General features: G+C 72.7%; 19 protein-coding genes. 7 read left to right on the plus strand and 12 right to left on the minus strand.

All coding sequences use genetic code 11. From position 1 onward, the window contains the following. Positions 1-2: 2 nt before the first annotated feature. The 4 genes from ACIP82_RS26345 to ACIP82_RS26360 all read right to left on the minus strand — a co-directional run bounded on the left by ACIP82_RS26345 (position 3) and on the right by ACIP82_RS26360 (position 4149). Positions 3-845, minus strand: coding sequence for an SAM-dependent methyltransferase (locus ACIP82_RS26345; RefSeq protein WP_400656769.1), 843 nt, complete (start codon positions 843-845; stop codon positions 3-5). A 169-nt stretch (positions 846-1014) separates the two neighbouring features. Next, entirely contained in the window at positions 1015-1590 is a 576-nt protein-coding gene (locus tag ACIP82_RS26350) for a hypothetical protein (RefSeq protein WP_363615046.1), read from the minus strand. Between the two features lie 59 nt (positions 1591-1649). Further along, positions 1650-3128, minus strand: coding sequence for a M16 family metallopeptidase (locus tag ACIP82_RS26355; RefSeq protein ID WP_400656771.1), 1479 nt, complete (start codon positions 3126-3128; stop codon positions 1650-1652). Positions 3129-3135: 7 nt separating this feature from the next. Next, a complete protein-coding gene (locus ACIP82_RS26360) occupies positions 3136-4149 on the minus strand; it encodes a LysR family transcriptional regulator (protein ID WP_400656773.1) in 1014 nt (337 codons plus the stop codon). 70 nt (positions 4150-4219) lie between these two features. Between ACIP82_RS26360 and ACIP82_RS26365 the strand changes: the two genes are divergently transcribed. Continuing rightward, the gene (locus ACIP82_RS26365; RefSeq protein WP_400656775.1) at positions 4220-4819 is read left to right on the plus strand and encodes a short chain dehydrogenase; all 600 of its coding nucleotides are present in this window, start codon (positions 4220-4222) and stop codon (positions 4817-4819) included. A gap of 538 nt (positions 4820-5357) precedes the next feature. Next, positions 5358-5912, plus strand: a complete 555-nt coding sequence (locus tag ACIP82_RS26370; RefSeq protein ID WP_400656777.1) for an HAD domain-containing protein — start codon at positions 5358-5360, stop codon at positions 5910-5912. 258 nt (positions 5913-6170) lie between these two features. On the opposite strand, the gene ACIP82_RS26375 is transcribed toward ACIP82_RS26370, so the two are convergent. Continuing rightward, on the minus strand, positions 6171-6302 hold the full coding sequence (locus tag ACIP82_RS26375) for a hypothetical protein (RefSeq protein WP_400656779.1): 132 nt from the start codon (positions 6300-6302) through the stop codon (positions 6171-6173). Next, complete coding sequence (locus ACIP82_RS26380; RefSeq protein ID WP_400656781.1) at positions 6299-7144, minus strand: protein kinase; 846 nt, start codon at positions 7142-7144, stop codon at positions 6299-6301. The genes ACIP82_RS26375 and ACIP82_RS26380 overlap by 4 nt, the downstream gene beginning before the upstream one ends. Before the next feature lie 367 nt (positions 7145-7511). Between ACIP82_RS26380 and ACIP82_RS26385 the strand changes: the two genes are divergently transcribed. Then, on the plus strand, positions 7512-8213 hold the full coding sequence (locus ACIP82_RS26385) for an SUMF1/EgtB/PvdO family nonheme iron enzyme (protein WP_363611806.1): 702 nt from the start codon (positions 7512-7514) through the stop codon (positions 8211-8213). Between the two features lie 41 nt (positions 8214-8254). On the opposite strand, the gene ACIP82_RS26390 is transcribed toward ACIP82_RS26385, so the two are convergent. Next, positions 8255-8944 carry a class I SAM-dependent methyltransferase gene (locus tag ACIP82_RS26390; RefSeq protein ID WP_400656784.1) on the minus strand — a complete coding sequence of 230 codons (690 nt, stop codon included), beginning with the start codon at positions 8942-8944 and terminating at the stop codon, positions 8255-8257. A 116-nt stretch (positions 8945-9060) separates the two neighbouring features. Between ACIP82_RS26390 and ACIP82_RS26395 the strand changes: the two genes are divergently transcribed. Further along, entirely contained in the window at positions 9061-9453 is a 393-nt protein-coding gene (locus ACIP82_RS26395) for a hypothetical protein (protein WP_400656786.1), read from the plus strand. A 15-nt stretch (positions 9454-9468) separates the two neighbouring features. Here ACIP82_RS26395 and ACIP82_RS26400 read toward each other — a convergent pair whose 3' ends face one another. Continuing rightward, the gene (locus tag ACIP82_RS26400) at positions 9469-10413 is read right to left on the minus strand and encodes a DUF5996 family protein (RefSeq protein WP_400656789.1); all 945 of its coding nucleotides are present in this window, start codon (positions 10411-10413) and stop codon (positions 9469-9471) included. A gap of 377 nt (positions 10414-10790) precedes the next feature. On the opposite strand from ACIP82_RS26400, the gene ACIP82_RS26405 reads away from it, so the two are divergent. Beyond that, positions 10791-11969 carry an ROK family protein gene (locus tag ACIP82_RS26405; RefSeq protein ID WP_363611812.1) on the plus strand — a complete coding sequence of 393 codons (1179 nt, stop codon included), beginning with the start codon at positions 10791-10793 and terminating at the stop codon, positions 11967-11969. Here ACIP82_RS26405 and ACIP82_RS26410 read toward each other — a convergent pair whose 3' ends face one another. Both ACIP82_RS26410 and ACIP82_RS26415 read right to left on the minus strand, forming a co-directional pair. Continuing rightward, positions 11970-12401, minus strand: a complete 432-nt coding sequence (locus ACIP82_RS26410; RefSeq protein ID WP_400656792.1) for a hypothetical protein — start codon at positions 12399-12401, stop codon at positions 11970-11972. Between the two features lie 118 nt (positions 12402-12519). Then, entirely contained in the window at positions 12520-13293 is a 774-nt protein-coding gene (locus tag ACIP82_RS26415; protein WP_363611897.1) for a GntR family transcriptional regulator, read from the minus strand. A gap of 271 nt (positions 13294-13564) precedes the next feature. Between ACIP82_RS26415 and ACIP82_RS26420 the strand changes: the two genes are divergently transcribed. Continuing rightward, positions 13565-14371, plus strand: a complete 807-nt coding sequence (locus ACIP82_RS26420; protein WP_400656795.1) for an exodeoxyribonuclease III — start codon at positions 13565-13567, stop codon at positions 14369-14371. A gap of 21 nt (positions 14372-14392) precedes the next feature. Here the strand turns inward: ACIP82_RS26420 and ACIP82_RS26425 are convergent, their stop codons facing one another. Next, on the minus strand, positions 14393-14920 hold the full coding sequence (locus tag ACIP82_RS26425; protein ID WP_400656946.1) for a transposase: 528 nt from the start codon (positions 14918-14920) through the stop codon (positions 14393-14395). 186 nt (positions 14921-15106) lie between these two features. On the opposite strand from ACIP82_RS26425, the gene ACIP82_RS26430 reads away from it, so the two are divergent. Beyond that, positions 15107-16543, plus strand: a complete 1437-nt coding sequence (locus tag ACIP82_RS26430; protein WP_400656798.1) for a hypothetical protein — start codon at positions 15107-15109, stop codon at positions 16541-16543. Between the two features lie 98 nt (positions 16544-16641). On the opposite strand, the gene ACIP82_RS26435 is transcribed toward ACIP82_RS26430, so the two are convergent. Beyond that, entirely contained in the window at positions 16642-16911 is a 270-nt protein-coding gene (locus ACIP82_RS26435) for a hypothetical protein (protein ID WP_400656800.1), read from the minus strand. Between the last annotated feature and the right edge of the window lie 29 nt (positions 16912-16940).

Here is a 16940-nt window from a genome sequence, read left to right on the forward strand (position 1 = left end):
GGTCAGCGCTTGACGGCCACTCCGCCGTACATCGCGATGTCCTGGTCCCGCACCGGCGGGGCGTCCTGGTCGGGCCGCCAGTGGTGGACCAGCGTCACCCCGGGGTCGAGCAGGTCGTACCCGTCGAAGAAGGCGAGGGCCTCCTTCTTGTCGCGGATCTGCAGGGGGATGCCGCGCGCGTTGTACTCACGGCCGACGCCGCCGACGCCCACCGGGTCGGTGTCACCGGTGAAGACGGTCAGCGCCAGGACGCTGCCGGGGGCCAGTTGGTCCATGAACCGCCGCACGATGCCCTGCGGGTCGTCCTCGTCGAGCACGAAGTGCACGATCGCGATCAGGGAGAGCGCCACCGGCTGCGTCAGGTCCAGCACCTCGCGCAGCCGAGGCGAGCCGATGATCGAGTCGACGTCGCGGAGGTCGGCGTCGATGTAACAGGTCCTGCCCTGGGGGTTGCTCGACATCAGGGCCCGCGCGTGGGTCAGCACGATCGGGTCGTTGTCGACGTAGGCGACCCGCGACTCGGGGGCGATGCCCTGGGCGATCTCGTGCACGTTGGGCGAGGTGGGGATGCCGGTGCCGATGTCCAGGAACTGGCGGATCCCGTGCTGCTCGGTGAGGTGGCGGACCACGCGCTGCATGAAGGTGCGGGTGGTCCGCATCGAGACCGGGAGGGCCGGCCACGCCTGCACGGAGGCGTGGGCGGCCACCCGGTCCGCCTCGAAGTTGGTCTTGCCGCCGATGAGGTAGTCGTAGACCCGGGCCGAGTGCGGAACATCCATCCGCAGATCGACGGCCGGCCAGTGGTCGTCCTTCGGCGGCTGTGCTGTCGAGCCCGTGTCCGGCATCTTCACGCTCCTGTGTTCCCGGTTGATCCCACAACCAACTGCCGCATCGGCAAGCCGTGCTGGGCATGCTAACGGTCCTTCGGAAACGGTGGTGGAACCACCCCCGACCCAGGACCGAACCAAGGCCGAACCGGGGCGGAACCAGGGCCGGACCGGAGCCGGGACCGGGCTACCGCCCCTTGGCCTCGAACCGCGCGAAGTCCCGCCCGGCGGGCCCCGCCTGGGCGAACAGCGACTGCCCGACCACCGTCTCCGGCGCCCCGACCAGCGCGCAGAGCCGACGCAGAACGTCCTCGGTGCTGGGCCGGGTGCCGTCCGGGCCCGGGTCGTTGCGGACCTCGGCGAGCACGCCGGGCTCGGCCAGACCGGCCTTGCGGGCGATCTTGTCGCACTCCTTGGTCCAGGCGTCCCGGTGGGCGGCGAGCTCCGCCGGGTCGGTGGGCGGGGTCCAGTCGGCGGCCCAGCCGATCTGCTCGAAGCCCCCGCCGGGGAAGCACACCGTGGCGCAGGCGCCCCAGTCGGTCCCTTCCAGCAACCAGACCGCGGTCTTCGTGTCGACCGCGAGCGCCCAGGGGGCGTCGCGCAGACGTCCGCGCGAGATCCGGCCGAACCGGGGCTTCGGCGGGTCGAACAGGACGGCGGTACCCGGGGTACCGGCGTAGAGGTAGCCGCCGGACTTGGAGCGCTTCAGCGCGGTCAGGACCTGGTCGGCGGGAGCGGAGGTGATGGCTGCGTACGTGGGCATGGAGGTTCTCTCGACAAGGGATGCGCGGGCCGCGCGGTAAAGGCCGGCCGGTCGGTCAGTCAGTCGGCGGGACGGAACGCGGACGCGGCGTAGATCAGGTGCGCGGGGACCCGGGCGTCGATGGCCCGGACGGCCGGGCCGAGGTTCGCGAACAGCTCCGGCACCACGGGGACGAAGCAGGTGCTGCGCCCGAAGACCACCCGGCCCGGGCCCCGCATCTCCACCCCCACGACCTCGTCGAACGGCACATGGTGGACCTCACCGTCCGGCTGACGCACCCAGACCCCGGCGTCGTCGACCACCAGCCGGGCCTTGCGCGCCCCGGAGTACCGCAGCCGGTCGGCCAGCGGCGGCCTGAACACCTGGCCGCCGGCGGGGAGTTCGACACCCTGCCCGCAGAGGTACCGCGGCAGCCCGGTGCCGTCCGGCTGCACCAGGTCCACCTCGGTGTCGCACGGGACCACCAGCAGCGCCGTACGCAGCGCGTCCGCCAGCGCCTGCCGCACCTGTCCCGGGGTCACCCCGGCCAGGGTGTCGAGCCTGGCCGCGGCGTCCTGGTAGTCGTCGCCGAGCAGGAGGTCGGCGGCGGCCTCACCGAGTTCGTACGCGGTGGAGCGGGGGTCGTTCCAGGCCTCGCGCGCGCCTTCCAGCTCCTCCGCGAGCTCGTCCTCGGTCACGCCGTCACGGGCGAGGCGCAGCGCCTCCCGCCAGAGCAGTTCGGTGACCCGCTGCTCCTGGCCCTCGCGGGCGTCGAGGCAGATGGTGCGCTCGCCGTGGCCGGGGCCGGCGAAGACGGCGGAGCTGTCGACGTCGTAGGAGAGGCCGTGCTGGTGACGGACGGTCTCCCGCAGGCGGTGGGCGAGGACCTTGACGGCCAGCAGCAGCGCGGGGTCGTTGAGGTCCCCGTGCAGGGCGAGTCCGGGGCCGGGGACGTCCTCCTGACGCCACGAGGGGCCGGTGTGCAGCGCGGTCTGGGCGGGGCCGCGGTCGGGGCGCTCCCCGGCGGGCAGCGGCAGCCTGAGCCCGGCCGGCGGGGGGCCGGTGAGTACGAGGGCCGCGTTTCCGGCGTGGAAGTAGCGGGTGACGGTCTCCCGGACGGCGTCGAGGGGGATCCGGTCGGCACCGGGGCCGCGGTAGGCGGCCAGGCCCAGGCCCTGCACGCCGTAGCGGTGGGAGAGCAGTTCGCCGGTCTGCGGGTCGGCGACCCGGCCGTCCTCGGCCGCCAGGACGCCGGACTCCTGCTCGATCCGTTCCACCGGCAGGGCGGTGAGCGCCTCGCAGACCCGGGCCAGGAACTCGACCACCTGTTCCGGCCGTCCGGAGCAGGTGAACTGGGTGAGCGCCAGGTCGACCGAGGCGTTGTGGTCGTGGTGCAGTCTGGGCAGGGTGCTCATCGCGAGGTGCTCGACCAGGTGGGTCACACCGAGGGTGCGCATGGTCTCGTCCCGCGCGCCGCAGCCGAACATCAGGATGGCCTCGAGCGGCCCGGGGGCTTCCGTCCAGAAGACGGGAATGGTGTCAATGACCTCGCGATTCACCGGTCGATCATATGCGCGATTCAGGCCATTCCCGCCAAGGTTTTCCGCCACGGGCCGGCCCGCTTCCTCCCTCGCCCGCGGAGGCCGCTCCCGGAGGAGAGGTCCACGTCTGACGGGTGTCGGCCGCGCTCCCCTGTTCCGTGCTGCGCACCGCCTGGGCGAGGAAGGCCTCGGTGGCGGGGTGTGTCGGGGTGCGGGGCCGGACCAGGTAGACCGTCACGGGATCCGCGTCGGTGAGCGGGAGATAGCGGATGCCGGGGTGCGGATGGCTGTGCCCGGTGCCCTCCGCGGTGACTCCGACGGCCTCGCCCGTGGCAATGGCGGTGAGCCATTCGGCGACGCCCGGGACCGCGAAGGTGTACGGGCGCCGGGCGGTGGGCCACAGATCCGCGCCGGTGGTCGCGGCCGTGGCGCACAGCACCACCGGCTGGTCCGCGAGGTCGGCCAGCCGCACGCCGTCCCGGCCGGCGAGCGGGTGTCCGTCGTGCACCGCGGCCAGGCGGGCCTCGCGCACCAGCGCCAGAACGGCCAGCCCGGTGTCGGCCGCCGGTTTCGTCCGGAGGAAGGCCGCGTCGGCCTCTCCCCGGCGCAGGGCGGCCTCGGGATCGTCGTGGCTCAGGACCTGGACGGGGGTGTCGGGGTGCTGCTCGCGCCAGGCGCGCAGCAGGGGGACGGTGTGGCGGCCGAGCGCCGCCCAGGCGAACGCGACCCGCAGCGGGCGCGGCCGCGCGGTGGCCTCGGCCAGCGCGTCGTCCAGCTGGTTGAGGATGCGGTGGGCGTGTTCCCACAGGCGCGTTCCGGCCTCGGTGAGAGCCAGCCGGCGGGTGGTGCGTTCGACCAGGCGGGTGCCGAGGCGCCGCTCCAGCTGGTCCAGGGTGCGGGACAGCGCGGGCTGACTGATCCCCAGGGCGATCGCGGCGTCGGTGATGGTCCCCTCGTCACCGATCGCGGCGAGGGCCCGCAGATGGCGCAGCTCCACGTTCGCCACCGCCGCGCCCTTCACCTCCGGCAAGCCGTTCATAACCGCCAAGCATAAGTACCGCGCGGCGGGTATTTCCCTCCCGGGACCGGTGGGACCTAGCGTCACGGGCATGAAGATTCTGCTCATCGGCGCCACCGGAAAGCTCGGCACGGCCGTCCGCGAGACCCTGTCCGGCCGCGGCCACGAGGTCGTCACCGTCGGCCGCACCGGCGGCGATCTGCGCCACGACATCACCGACCCGGCGCAGGTCACGGCCCTGTACCAGGCGGTCGGCCGGGTGGACGCGGTGGTCAGCGCCGCCGGCGAGGTCCCCTACAAGCCCGTCACCGAGATGACGCCCGCCGACTACCAGGCCGCGTTCCGGGGCAAGGTGCTCAGCCAGATCGAGCTGGTCCGCCAGGGCACCTCCCGGATCGCCGAACGGGGCTCCTTCACCCTGATCGCCGGGGTGCTGTCCCGCGAGCCCGTCCCCACGGCGAGCGCCGCATCGATGGCCAACGGCGCGGTGGAGGCGTTCGTCCGGGCGGCCGCCATCGAGATCGCCCCGCAGCGCGTCAACGCCGTCAGCCCGACGGTCTTCACCGAGAGCCTCGCGGACTACGAGTCCTTCTTCCCCGGCATGCCGTCGGTCGATCTCGCCCTGGTCGCCCAGGCGTACGTCCGCTCCGTCGAGGGCGCCCAGACCGGCCAGGTCTACACCCTGCCGTAGCGGGCGGCCCCCGGACACGGCCCCCGGGGTGCGGGCGCGGCGGTGGGGACGTCGCCGTCCGCCCGCCTCCCGGGATCAGCCGGTGAAGGGGGCGATGACGGCCAGGATCTCGGCGAGCCGTTCCCGCAGGGCCTCCCGGTGCGGCAGGGTCACCACCGCCGCCTCCCGGTCCGCGCCGGGTCCACCTCGGCGCACAGCCCGAACGCGCCGAGCGGGTCCGCACCGTGCGCGACGGCGTGCAGCCGGCCGAGAGCCGGTCGGGCAGGCTCGGAACCCACTCGGGCAGCACGGTGAACGCCTTCCCGTCACGCACGAGTCGATCGGGCGACCGCGGCATCCCGGCCAGTTCCCGGCCGAGCCCCTCGACCGCCGGCCCGTCCGCGCCGCCCGGAACCGGGCATCCGTCGTCGGCCATCATCCGCTGCCGGTTCGTCATGGCCGGTCGCGTGGCGCACGCCCGGGCCCGTCCCGTCACCGGTTCGACGGGCCAACCCCCGGGAGGCGTACCGGCGATGGCGGCCGCCGTTATCCTGCGGCCGTGACCGGTTCCACGCGCTCTTCGCAGCCGCTGCTCTTCCTCGATGTCGACGGCCCCCTCATCCCCTTCGGCGCGACGCCGGAGCAACTGCCGGACGGGTACCCCACCTGGCCGACGGAGCCCGACACGCCGCAGCCCAATCCACTGCTGGCCCGGATCAATCCCGCCCACGGCCCCCGGCTCGCGGCGCTGCCCTGCCGATTGATCTGGGCAACGACCTGGCTCGACGACGCGAACGAGTGCGTCGCACCGCGGCTCGGTCTGCCCCGGCTGCCGGTGGTGGAGTGGCCGGAGCCGTCCGCAGCCGACGACCTGGACGAACGGACCGGGCTGCACTGGAAGACCCGCGCCCTCGTCACCCGGGCCGCGGGGCGCCCCTTCGCCTGGGTCGACGACGAGATCACCGACACCGACCGCGCCTGGGTCCGCGCCCACCACCGGGGAGACGCCCTGCTCCACCGCGTCGACCCCCACCGGGGCCTCACCGACGCCGACTTCACCGCTCTCGCCGAGTGGTTGCGCCCCCACGCGGTCCCGATCGGCACCTCGCTCTGACCGCTCCGGACGGAGCCGGGATCCAGCCGACCCGATCCGGGTCGACGACGTGGACTTCCGCGTCGCCCGTTCCCTCCTGCCCTGAGCCCGGACCCTCACCCCGTGAGGGCGTCAGGCGCGAGGGCATCACGCCGGGGCGAGCTGCCAGACGGTCGTGGTCTTGAGGTCGGTGTCCTCCAGATCCGCGACGACCGGTACGTCGTAGGCGGCCAGGGCGGTGAAGCGGTCGCGCGGGAAGCCAGCGGGGGTGCGAGGTGGTCAGTGGCGGTCGAACACACGGATGTCGAGGGTCAGCCGGCGCCGCCAGACCTCGAACCCGGTCGATTCCGGGCTGTAGATGCGTTGGAGGGCGGTGGCGTCGTCCGGGGTCAGCTCCCGCAGTTCGATCACGCGTCCACCGCTTGAACGAGGTCGGCCAGTTGGGCGGCGGTCGGCCTGTCGTCGGGCTCGGCCAGCAGGACGTACCGCAGCCGGGCCTGGAGGGCGGGCCAGGGCATCACGGCGGACATCGGGACGGCTCTGGTGGCGATGGCCTTGCGCATCTCCTCCACCGGCGCCCTCTGGCCGAGTCCGGCGGCCTCGTAGTCCAGCGGCCACTTGCCCGTGACACACGTCCACAGGGTGCCGGCGAGGGCGTACACGTCGGCGGCCTGTGTCGTGTCGACCGGCTGGGGGCCGGTGATGATCCGGGCGGCCAGCTCGGGGGCGGTGAGGTGGACCATCGTCCCGTCGAACGTCGTCCACGGAGTGATGCCGACCCGCCGGGACCAGGCGAAGTCGAGGAGGCGCACCGTCCCGTCCTCGCTGTGGATGCCGTGCTGGGGCTGGAGGTCGCCGTGCACCCACCCCTCGGCGTGGAGGGCGGCCACGGCTCGGCAAAGCCCTACCGCAGCGGCAAGGGCCTCGGGCCGCCCGCCATCGCCCTTGCGCATGGGGCGGAAGACGTCCCAGGTGGACGGCCCGGCCAGCCACGGGGTGACGTACCAGACGCCGTTGTCGAAGCGACCGGCGGTCACGGTGTAACCGGGAAGCCGGTCCAGCACGGAGGCTTCGCGCGCCGTGACCTCGGCGGCCTCGCCAGTGCCGAGCTTGATGCTCGCCACGCCCTGCGGACCGGTCGCCTTCCAGACCGCTGAGCCCCGCCGGTTGCTGATCTCCTCCAACTCCAGCGGCCCGTAGACGGCCTCCGCGGCCTTCAGCGCTTCAGCGGCCTCGGAAGTGAACTCGCCCATTCTCTCACTGCCTTCCAATCGCAAGGGATGTGCTCGAACACGTCGCGGCCATCGTCCACGGGCCCCGGCCACCGCCGCCGCGAGGTCGGGTGTGTTCGTCAGGAACTTCGGGTCCAGGGGCCGGACGGCCGCTCGTACGGGGAGAAACGAGAACGGGGCCGCCGGGATGTCGTGCCCGACACGGCTGGTCTCGACAGCCCCCTTGACGAACTTGCCGAACATCACGCCGACCGGCCCGTAGAGGTTCTTCAACGCCCAATGGGGCCACGCCGGCAACTCGCGGTGGTCGGCGTCCGCGCACTGCCCGAGCAGCACCACGTTCTCGCACGGAGCCGGGATCCAGCCGACCCGATAGGATCACCTGCTCATGAGCGCGCGCGCAGAAGCCGAGATGATCTCCGTCCCACCGGGGCGGGTGACACTGTCCGACCGGCGGACGGAACGCAGTTGGAGCGTCGACCTCGCACCCTACGAGCTCTCGGCGGTCCAGGTCACCCAGGCCCGGTACGCCGAGATCACCGGCCTGCGGCCGGGCACCGCCCGGGGCGACCGGCTGCCCGTCGAGGGTGTCTCCTGGTGGGACGCGCTCCGGTTCTGCAACGCCCTGTCCCGGCGCGACGCGCTGACGCCCGCCTACCTCCTGGGCCCCGACGGCGGGGGCGGCGAGAGCGACGGCAGCGGTGACGTTGTCGAATGGGACGCGTCCGCCGACGGCTACCGGCTGCCGACCGAGGCCGAATGGGAGCACGCCTGCCGCGCCGGTACGGCGGGACCGCGCTACGGGCCGCTCGACGACATCGCCTGGTACCGCGGCAACTCGGACGAGCGGATCCACGACGTGGGCGGCAAGCGGCCCAACCCGTGGGGCTTCCACGACATGCTCGGCAACGCCTGGGACTGGTGCTGGGACGTCTACGACGCCGAGGTCTACGGCGCCTACCGGGTGCTGCGCGGCGGCGGCTGGTTCGACGAGCACTGGAGCTGCCGGGCCTCCGTGCGGCGCCGCAGCCACCCCACCTTCCGGGTCGACGACGTGGGATTCCGCGTCGCCCGTTCCCTCCTGCCCTGAGCCCGGCCCTCACCCCCGCGAGGGCGTCAGGCGCGCGGGCATCACACCGGGGCGAGCTGCCAGACGGTCGTGGTCTTGAGGTCGGCGTCCTCCAGGTCCGCGACGACCGGTACGTCGTAGGCGGCCAGGGCGGTGAAGCGGTCGCGCGGGAGGTACGCCCGGCCCGGGTCGCCGACGATGACGCGGGCGCCCCTGGCCCGGGCCCGTTCCAGGAACGGAAGGAAGCGCGCGGCCATCGCCCGCTCGTAGAAGACGTCCCCCGCGAGGACCACCTCGGCCGGGCCGCCGTCACCGTCGAGGAGGTCCTCGACCGCCGCGTCGATCCGGACGCCGTTCGCCTCGGCGTTGATCCCGATGGCGGCCACCGCGTAGGCGTCGATCTCGGCGGCCCGGACGGCCGTCGCGCCGCGCATCGCGGCCGCGATGCCGACCAGACCGGACCCCGCCGCCAGGTCGAGCACCGTCTTCCCGGCCACCGATTCGGGATGGTCCAGGACATACCGGGCGACGGCCACGCCGCCGGCCCACGCGAACGCCCAGAACGGCGGCGGCAGGCCGATCTCACCTCGCGCAGCCTCCGTCGTCTCCCAGAGGGCGATGGCGTCGTCGGCCATGTGCAGACGGACCTCGGGAACGAAGGGAACGGCCGTCAGACCGGTCTCCCGTCGCACGAAGCCGCTGTCCGACTCCAGGGTCGTGCCTGGCTGGAGGGTGCGGATCTCGTTCGGCATGCCCGCAGCATAGGACCTCGCCGGGCCACCCGAGGTGACGGAGTGCCAGCTCCCGGAGCCCGCCTCCCGCTCGGGCACCCGGCGGGAATCGTCAGACACGCCCTAGGATCGACCCCATGCCGCAACTCCCCAAGCTCTCCGAGCTCTCCGCGTTCTCCGCCTGCTCCGGAACCTCGTCGGCGCCGTGCGCCACGGACTCCTTGCTGTCGATCGGTTCGATCGGCTCGGCCCTCTCGATCGGTTCGGTCGGCTCGACCCTCTCGATCGGATCGGTCGGGTCCGTCCTGTCGGTGGGCTCGGTCGGCAGCGTGCTGTCGGTCGGCTCCGTCGGTTCGGCGCTCTCCCTGCTGTCGGCCGGGTCCTGGCTCAGCCTCGGCTCGCTGCTGTCCGCCCGGTCCCGGTGGTCGGTGCTGTCCTGCGGCTCCCGGCGCGGCGTGCTGGCCGGCGGTGTGCTGACGGCGGTGGCCGCCGCCGCTCTGCTCGGCGGGGCCGGCCGCAGCACCCGGTAGCCGTCCCGCCGGGCCTCAGCCCCCCGGGGCCAGCAGACGCGGGTCGGTGATCCCGCCCGGGCAGGCCAGGGCGGCGACGTCCCAGCCCGCGCGGCGGGCCCCGGCCTGGTACGCGCTCTCGTAGAAGGCGAGCACCGCCGCCCTCGGATCGCGTTCGGCGCGGGCGTCCTCGTAGCTCAGGACGGCCAGATGGCTGCCGTTGCGCGGTACCCAGCGGGCGGCCGGGGGGCTGAGCGGCTCGGCGTCCAGCCCGGGCGGCTCGGGCGCGGTGTACGCGTAGAAGGCGGGCTCGGCGAAGCTGTCGTCCCCGAACCAGAACCCGAAGCTGATCACCTCCCGCGAGTACGCCTCGCGGGTCACCGGGTCGGCCTGCGGCGGCGGCTCGACGTGGCGCTCGGAGAACCGGGTGTGGGCGACGTCGAAGGTGTGCCAGAAGTGGTGCACCGGGCTGGACTTCCCGGAGAAGCCCGCCGCGAACTCCTCCAGGACCAGCGCCACCTGACTGAGCACCCGCCAGTAGCGGTTGGCGTGCGTCGGGTCGTACGTCGCGTGCTCGGTGTCCTCGGCGAACGGCCGGCCCGCGTCGGGCAGGCCGAAGGGCCGGGGCCGCGCGATCTCCACCCGGGCGCCCAGCGCGTCGAGGGCCGCCAGCGTGTTCCGGTGGAACGAGGCCACGGACTGGCCCGGCAGCGGGAAGGACACCTCCCGCCCGTCCGGCGCGGTGGCCACCAGCCGGTGGCCGACGAAGTCGAAGTCGAGCGTGAAGACCGGGCCGCCGTCGGCCCGCCCGGTCGGCCGGGTGGTGAGCCCCCGGCCGGTCAGATGGAACGGTACGTTCCACCAGTGGTTGCGGCGCACACTGGCGGCCAGCCGGATCTTGCCCACCACTTGCGCGAAGCGGTGCAAGGTCTCCTTGGTGTCCTGCCACTCGGCCAGCGGAATCGGCGGGAACAGCTCCATCGCACAGCCCTTTCCTGTCCGCCCCGTCCCATGATGGCCCCGGCGTCCCGCCCACGCGCCGCGGGGCTCACCCGCCCGGGTCCTGCCCGGGTGCCGCCCGCCTCCCGGTGGGCCTGGTCCTGGTTGAAAGCTGGATTACGCGCTGCCACCCGATGCGTACCATTTCGATACCGAAGCCCGGGTGAGCTGCGAAGATGCTCGCCCACCCGGCCCGGGCCCGGGTAGCATCCGGCACATGCCCTCCGGCCCTGGCGCAGGCGGCCCAGCGCTGTCGTGCCCGCGTTCCGGGCGGCGGACTCACGCGGGCCATCAGGGTGGTCACCGCGCACTCGACAACGCGCGCCAGGGCTGTCGCGCGCACGGCGAAGGGCATCGTCTTGGCGGATCGGCTCACCGGAGGAGACTCCTCACTGCTGCGACGGATCAACGCGGCGGTCACGCTCCGGGCGTTGCGGACCGGCCACGCGGTGACCCTCACTCAGCTGGTCGGGGACACCGGACTGTCCCGGCCGACGGTGGAGGGAGTGATCGAGGGACTGGTCGAGACCGGCCTGGTGGCCGAGGTCGACCAGCCGCAGAACGGCGGCCAGCCCGGCGGCGGCCGCCGGGGGCGGCCGGCCCGCTGGTTCCGGTTCCGCGCCGAGGCCGGGCACATCCTCGGCATCGAGATCGGTGTCCACGACATCCGCGTCATCCTCGCCGACCTCACCGGCGAGGTGGTGGGCAGCCATTTCAGACCCGTCGACGAGACCCTGGAGGCGGAGGACCGGCTGACCGCCGTCCGCAGCGTGGTCGCCGAGGTGCTGCGCAAGGCCGGGATCTCCCGGGACAACCTGTGGGCCGTCGGTGTCGGCACCCCGGGCATCCTCGACCGGGACGGCACCGTCCGGCTGGGCACCGCGATGCCGGGCTGGACCGGCCTGGACCTGGGCGCGCGGCTGCGCCGCTCGTTCCGCTGCCCGGTCCTCATCGAGAACGACGCCAACCTGGCCGCCATCGCCGAGCACTGGCAGGGCGCCGCGGTCGGCATGGGTGACGTCGTCTTCGTGATGGCCGGGCTGAGCCCGGGCGCCGGCTCGCTGATCAACGGCAAGCTGCACCGCGGTTTCGGCGGCGCCGCGGGCGAGATCGGCGCGCTGCACCTGCTCGGACAGGAGGTCACGCCCGAACGGCTGCTCTCCACCACCGGCAAGCCGCTCAACCCGCTGGACGAGGCGGCCGTCGCCCGGGTGCTGCGGCTGGCCCGGGAGGGCGACGAGGTCGCGCAGGTCGCGATGGACCGCTTCCTGACCAGGCTGGTGCAGAGCGTCGCGGCCCTGGTGCTGGCGATCGACCCGCAGCTGGTGGTGGTCGGCGGCTGGGCCGCCGGTCTGGACGGCGTCCTGGAGCCCCTGCGCGAACGCCTCGCCCAGTTCACCCTGCGCGCCCCCGAGGTGGCCCTGGCCGCCCTGGGCTCCGAGGTGGTCGCCATGGGCGCCCTCCGGGTGGGCCTGGACCACGTCGAGGAACAGCTCTTCGCCGTGGACCCGCCCAGCAGCGGCGGCGGCCGGAGCTGATCAGCGGCCCACCGCATGGTCGGGGCCGGTGAGGTCGATGGTGATCGAGTTGCCCAGATTGTTGGTGAAGCTCGCCACCGGCCAGTCGACGGTGATCCGGACGAACTCGTTGGACTCGCCGAGGTGCAGCAGCCAGACCAGCTTCTGGTCCACATCGAACCGGGCGAAGAGGCCCTCCGACCCGTGCGACCCCCCTCCACCGCAGAGGGAGCCCGAGCCGTCCGGCAACACAGCCTCGACGAAGACACTGACCGAGGTCAGGGCTTCGGGGTCTTCCTCCATCAGCTCCTCCAGGTCGACCTCCTCGCCGAGTTGGAAGCCGTCCAGGTCCGGGCCTGCGACGTCGGCGTCCCTCGACCGCCCGTCCGCCCGGAACAACCCCTCCCAGGCCGGTGCCCAACCCTCGGCCCACAGGTCGTCAAGTCGGCTCATCGCCACCCCCTCTCCCCGCGGCCATTGTCGTCCCGGCGCCTTCGCCCGCACAAACGGCCCAGGCCCGGGCGCTCGAGGAGCGTCCGGGCCTGGGCCTGAGGGTGTTCGGAAAAGTGGTTCAGGAAGCGGTGCGGACCTCGGCGGTCGCACCGACGGGGGTGACCTCGACGAGGCCGGTCTCGCCGAAGGTCAGCTTGCAGGTGTCTGCGCGGTAGGTGGAGACCGCGAGCGCCACCAGCCGGCCGGCCGAGGCGTACTGGGTGGTCATCACCAGGACCGGCGAGCCCGGCGGGCGCTCCAGCAGGGCGGCCTGCTCGGCCTCGGCGACGCCGAGCTCGACCGAGCGGGACTCGCCGTCCACCTCCAGGCGCTCCAGCTGGCGCAGCACCGAGCGGGCGCGGTCGCTCTCGGCACGGAAACCGGGCAGGTGCGGCAGCACGGCGGCGGGGACGTGCAGCGACTCGGTGGCCATGTTCTGGCCCTGGACGATGCGCACCCGGCGGACGGTGTGCACGGTGGCGCCCTCGGCGATACCCAGGCTCCTGGCGAGCTGGGCGGAGGCGGGGGCGGTGGTGCAGTCCACGCTGCGCCAGGCCTGGCTGCGGGCGGTGCCGGGCCAGCCCTCCTCGTGCCGGTTGACCGGGACGCCGACCCGGGGGGCGGCGATCAGGGTGCCGATGCCGCGGCGGCGGACCAGCCGGCCCTCCAGCTCCAGCTGGTCGAGCGCCTGGCGCAGGGTGGCCCGGGCCACGCCGAAGCGGGCGGAGAGCTCACGCTCGTTGGGAAGGACCTGGCCGGTGGAGAACTCCGTGCCGATGGCGCGGAGCAGCACCGTGCGCAGGTGCCAGTACTTCGGTTCCGGAACTGCCGTGAGCTGCCCTGTCGTCCCCACCGTGTCCTCCACCCTGATTCTTTCGCCCTGCCGCAGGAGGGCGGACCCGACCCGCTGTCCGCTGTTGCGGCAGGTGGGAGAGCGGGCTTTATCCGTCCTTCTTTATTAAAGGTCCTTGCAGTAAGCGACCCTAGGGGCTGCGTCCGGAGATGGTCAAGACCAATGGCCGGGTTGGTGCCGTTGTCGCGCAGATTCATGCCGCGTTCACGACAGCTCCACATCCGACGCGTCGGTCGTCGGACGGGGCCGTGGCGCTCGATAGGCTGCTCGGGTGATCGTGGTGACGAGTGTGAATGTGAACGGAATCCGGGCGGCGGCCAAGAAGGGCTTCACCGAGTGGCTGTCGGCCACCGAGGCGGACGTGGTCTGCCTGCAGGAAGTGCGCTCCGAGCCCGGGCAGCTGCCCGCCGAACTGCGCGACCTGGACGGCTGGCACGCGCTGTGGGCGCCGGCCGCCGCCAAGGGCCGGGCCGGAGTGGCGGTGCTGTCACGGCGGGAGCCGGAGCGTACGGCGATCGGCTTCGAGTCGGCGGAATTCGACAATTCGGGCAGGTATGCCGAAATCGACCTGCCAGGGCTGACCGTCGCCAGCCTCTACCTCCCCTCCGGCGAGGTCGGCACCGAACGCCAGGAGGAGAAGGAACGCTTCATGGCGGAGTTCCTGGTCCACCTCGGCAAGCTGCGCACCCGGGCGGCCGCAGCCGGCCGCGAGGTCGTGGTCTGCGGCGACTGGAACATCGCCCACCGCCCCGAGGACCTGAAGAACTGGAAGGCCAACCAGAAGTCGGCCGGCTTCCTCCCCGAGGAACGCGCCTGGCTCAGCCGGGTCTACGACGAGGCCGGCTACGTCGACGTGGTCCGCGCCCTGCACCCCGACCGCACCGGCCCGTACTCCTGGTGGTCCTACCGCGGCCGTGCCTTCGACAACGACTCCGGCTGGAGAATTGACCTAGTTGTCTCTACTAGAAACCTCGCTGAGAAATGCGTCGAGGCCTACGTCGAACGAGCAGCCTCCCATGCCGAACGCTGGTCCGACCACGCACCCGTCACAGCGGTATTCAAGCTGAACAACTACTAGAACTTGAATGGGTGATGTCGGTCAGCCGTCCATGATCAGGCCGGTGCCGGCGAGGCACCCGTCGACCAGGTCCGGGCGGTACTGGATCTGCTTGAGGCGGTGTTTCACGGCCCTGGTGATCTGGCCGAGGTCGGCGGCGGCGAGGTTGCCGATGTCGCGCTTGACCAGCGACCAGATGCCCTCCTGCGGGTTCAGGTCCGGTGCGTAGGTGGGCAGCTGGAACACGGTGAGCCACTCGGCGTTCGCCTCGATGAAGTCCCGCAGCGGCTTGGTCAGGTGGAGGCGGGCGTTGTCCCGCACGAGGACGATCGGGCCGCCAAGCTGGGTGCGGGCGCGGATGATCAGGTCGCGGAAGTCGCGCCAGCCGAGGCCCTTCGGCTGGCCCTTGCGGCCCCGGTACTCGCGGATCGCGTAGATCAGCCGGGACCGCTCGCCCGGCTTGTAGCAGGTCATGCCCGCCATCGAGACCCGGCCCGAGCCCCGGCCGCGAACCCGCACCGCGGGCGTCTGCCCGATCCGGCCCCATGTCCTGGCGCGCGGCGGCGTCATCGACTGCCCGGCTTCGTCCTCGAAGACCAGCCAGGCTCCGAGCTCCGCCGCAATGCTCTTACCCGCGGCCAGGTCTCCTTCTTCCACACCTCGACCGCCGCATCGTCACGCTCGATCGCCCGACGGGCGGGCTAGGACGCGCCCGGCGCCCCGGCCGCACTGGCCACCGATCAGCAGGTCACGGCGGTGTCCCAGCAGGGCCACCTGCTGGCCGAGAGCGTCGAACCGGCCTGGGTCAACCGGGTTGCCGCGCACGGCGAACCGCTCGACGCGGCCGCGCAGCAGATCAGGGCGAGCGTGCGCGCGGTGCACAGCGGCGCCCGGTCCGACGGGACCGTGACCACCGACCCCGCCGCACCGACCCTGCTGACCGGCGACGCCGCCGGCACGACGGCGAGCACCGAGGGGCAGGCCGCACCGGAGGACAGGACGGTCGGCGGCGCTCCCGGGAGCGTCGCCGCGCTCACCTCGGAGGACGGCTCCACCTGGGGTGACGTCACCGGCGGCCTGGTGAGCACGGATCCGGCCACCGAGGCCAAGTGGGCCACCCCCAAGTGTGCCGTGAAGCGGAACGACCCGAACGCCCAGGCCATGCAGCCGACCCCGGCCATGGTCCAGTGGGCGGTCGACCGGGCCGTCACCAACAGCCTGAACGTCCAGCGGCCGGCGAACTACCTGGGCGCCGGCCAGCCGGCGTACACACCCCAGGGGATGTTCCCCGAGCCCGGCCTGGGCCCGCAGAAGGAGAAGGGCCTGGTCCCCGCGCAGGTGCTGCTCGGCCTGATCGCGCAGGAGAGCAACCTGTCCCAGGCGACCTTTCACGCGGTGGCCGGCGACGCGGGGAACCCAGCGACCGGCGTTTACTACGGCAACGACAACCTGCTTCGGAGCAGCGCCGACGCCGCCGCGGGCCGGACCGTCCCGGTCGCCATCAACTACAGCAAAGCGGACTGCGGCTACGGCATCGGCCAGATCACCACCGGCATGACCGCCACCGACACGACGACCTGGAGCCCGGCGCAGAAGTCCGCGATCGTGACGGACTACGCCGCCAACATCGCGGCGGCCCTGCAGATGCTCGAGGGCAAGTGGGAGCAGGTGCGCACGGCCGGCCTGGGCACAGGCGACAACTACTCCCACGCCGCCTACCTGGCCCAGATCGACCTCCACCAGTTCGGCGCCGGCTACGGCGGCCGGATGTACTTCACCCACACCTACGACAACGGGACCGTCACGCAGCCGCAGTACGCGAACTACGGCTGGTACAAGTCGCCGCCCCAGATCCCGAAGAACATCTCGCACAAGGTCGTGGCGACCTGGACTCCCGAGCTGACGCTGCCCGCCTACAAGATCTTCATCCACCTCCCCACCCACGGGGCCCAGGCGACCAACGTGCCGTACTACATCTACTCGGGCTGCGGCACGATGGGACAGGGCCTCATCCCGAGCACCTACTACCTGGACCAGTCGCAGACCAAGACGGCGGGGCAGGGCTGGTACCAACTCGGCACCGGAAACATGCTGTTGTGCTCCGGCGCTCGAGTCCAGATGAGCAACCTGGTCGACACGGGCGGCTTCAGCGGGCCGGACATCGCGATCGACGCGGTCGCCTTCACCCCCTGACCCGACACGTCCCGACCGGACACGAGGGCTCCGCCCTCGCCGACCGGCAACCCCGCCGCCGGATCGATGCCCTTCCCGGCCAGCATCCGAAAGGCTGATCACGTGACGTACCGAAGGCGCCGGTCCCCGGTGGCGCTGTCAACCCTGCTCCTGGTGGTGGCGCTCCCGATCGCCGGGTGCTCCTCCGGCCCGAAGCCGCCGAACGCGGCGACCGGGGAATCCCGACAGGCGTCAGGCACAGTGTCGTCACCGGCGCACGGCGCCTCCGGTCCGGCCTCGTCGGCGGCCAGTCCGGCGGCCGGCTCGGCGGCCGATCCGGGAGCCGCGCCGACCGCACCGGCCGGCGAGCGGCCGACCGCCGTTCCCACCCCGTCCGTGCCCCTGCCGGGGACCGGGG

Source organism: Kitasatospora sp. NPDC088548 (assembly GCF_044753005.1).
In the GTDB taxonomy this organism is placed as follows: domain Bacteria; phylum Actinomycetota; class Actinomycetes; order Streptomycetales; family Streptomycetaceae; genus Kitasatospora.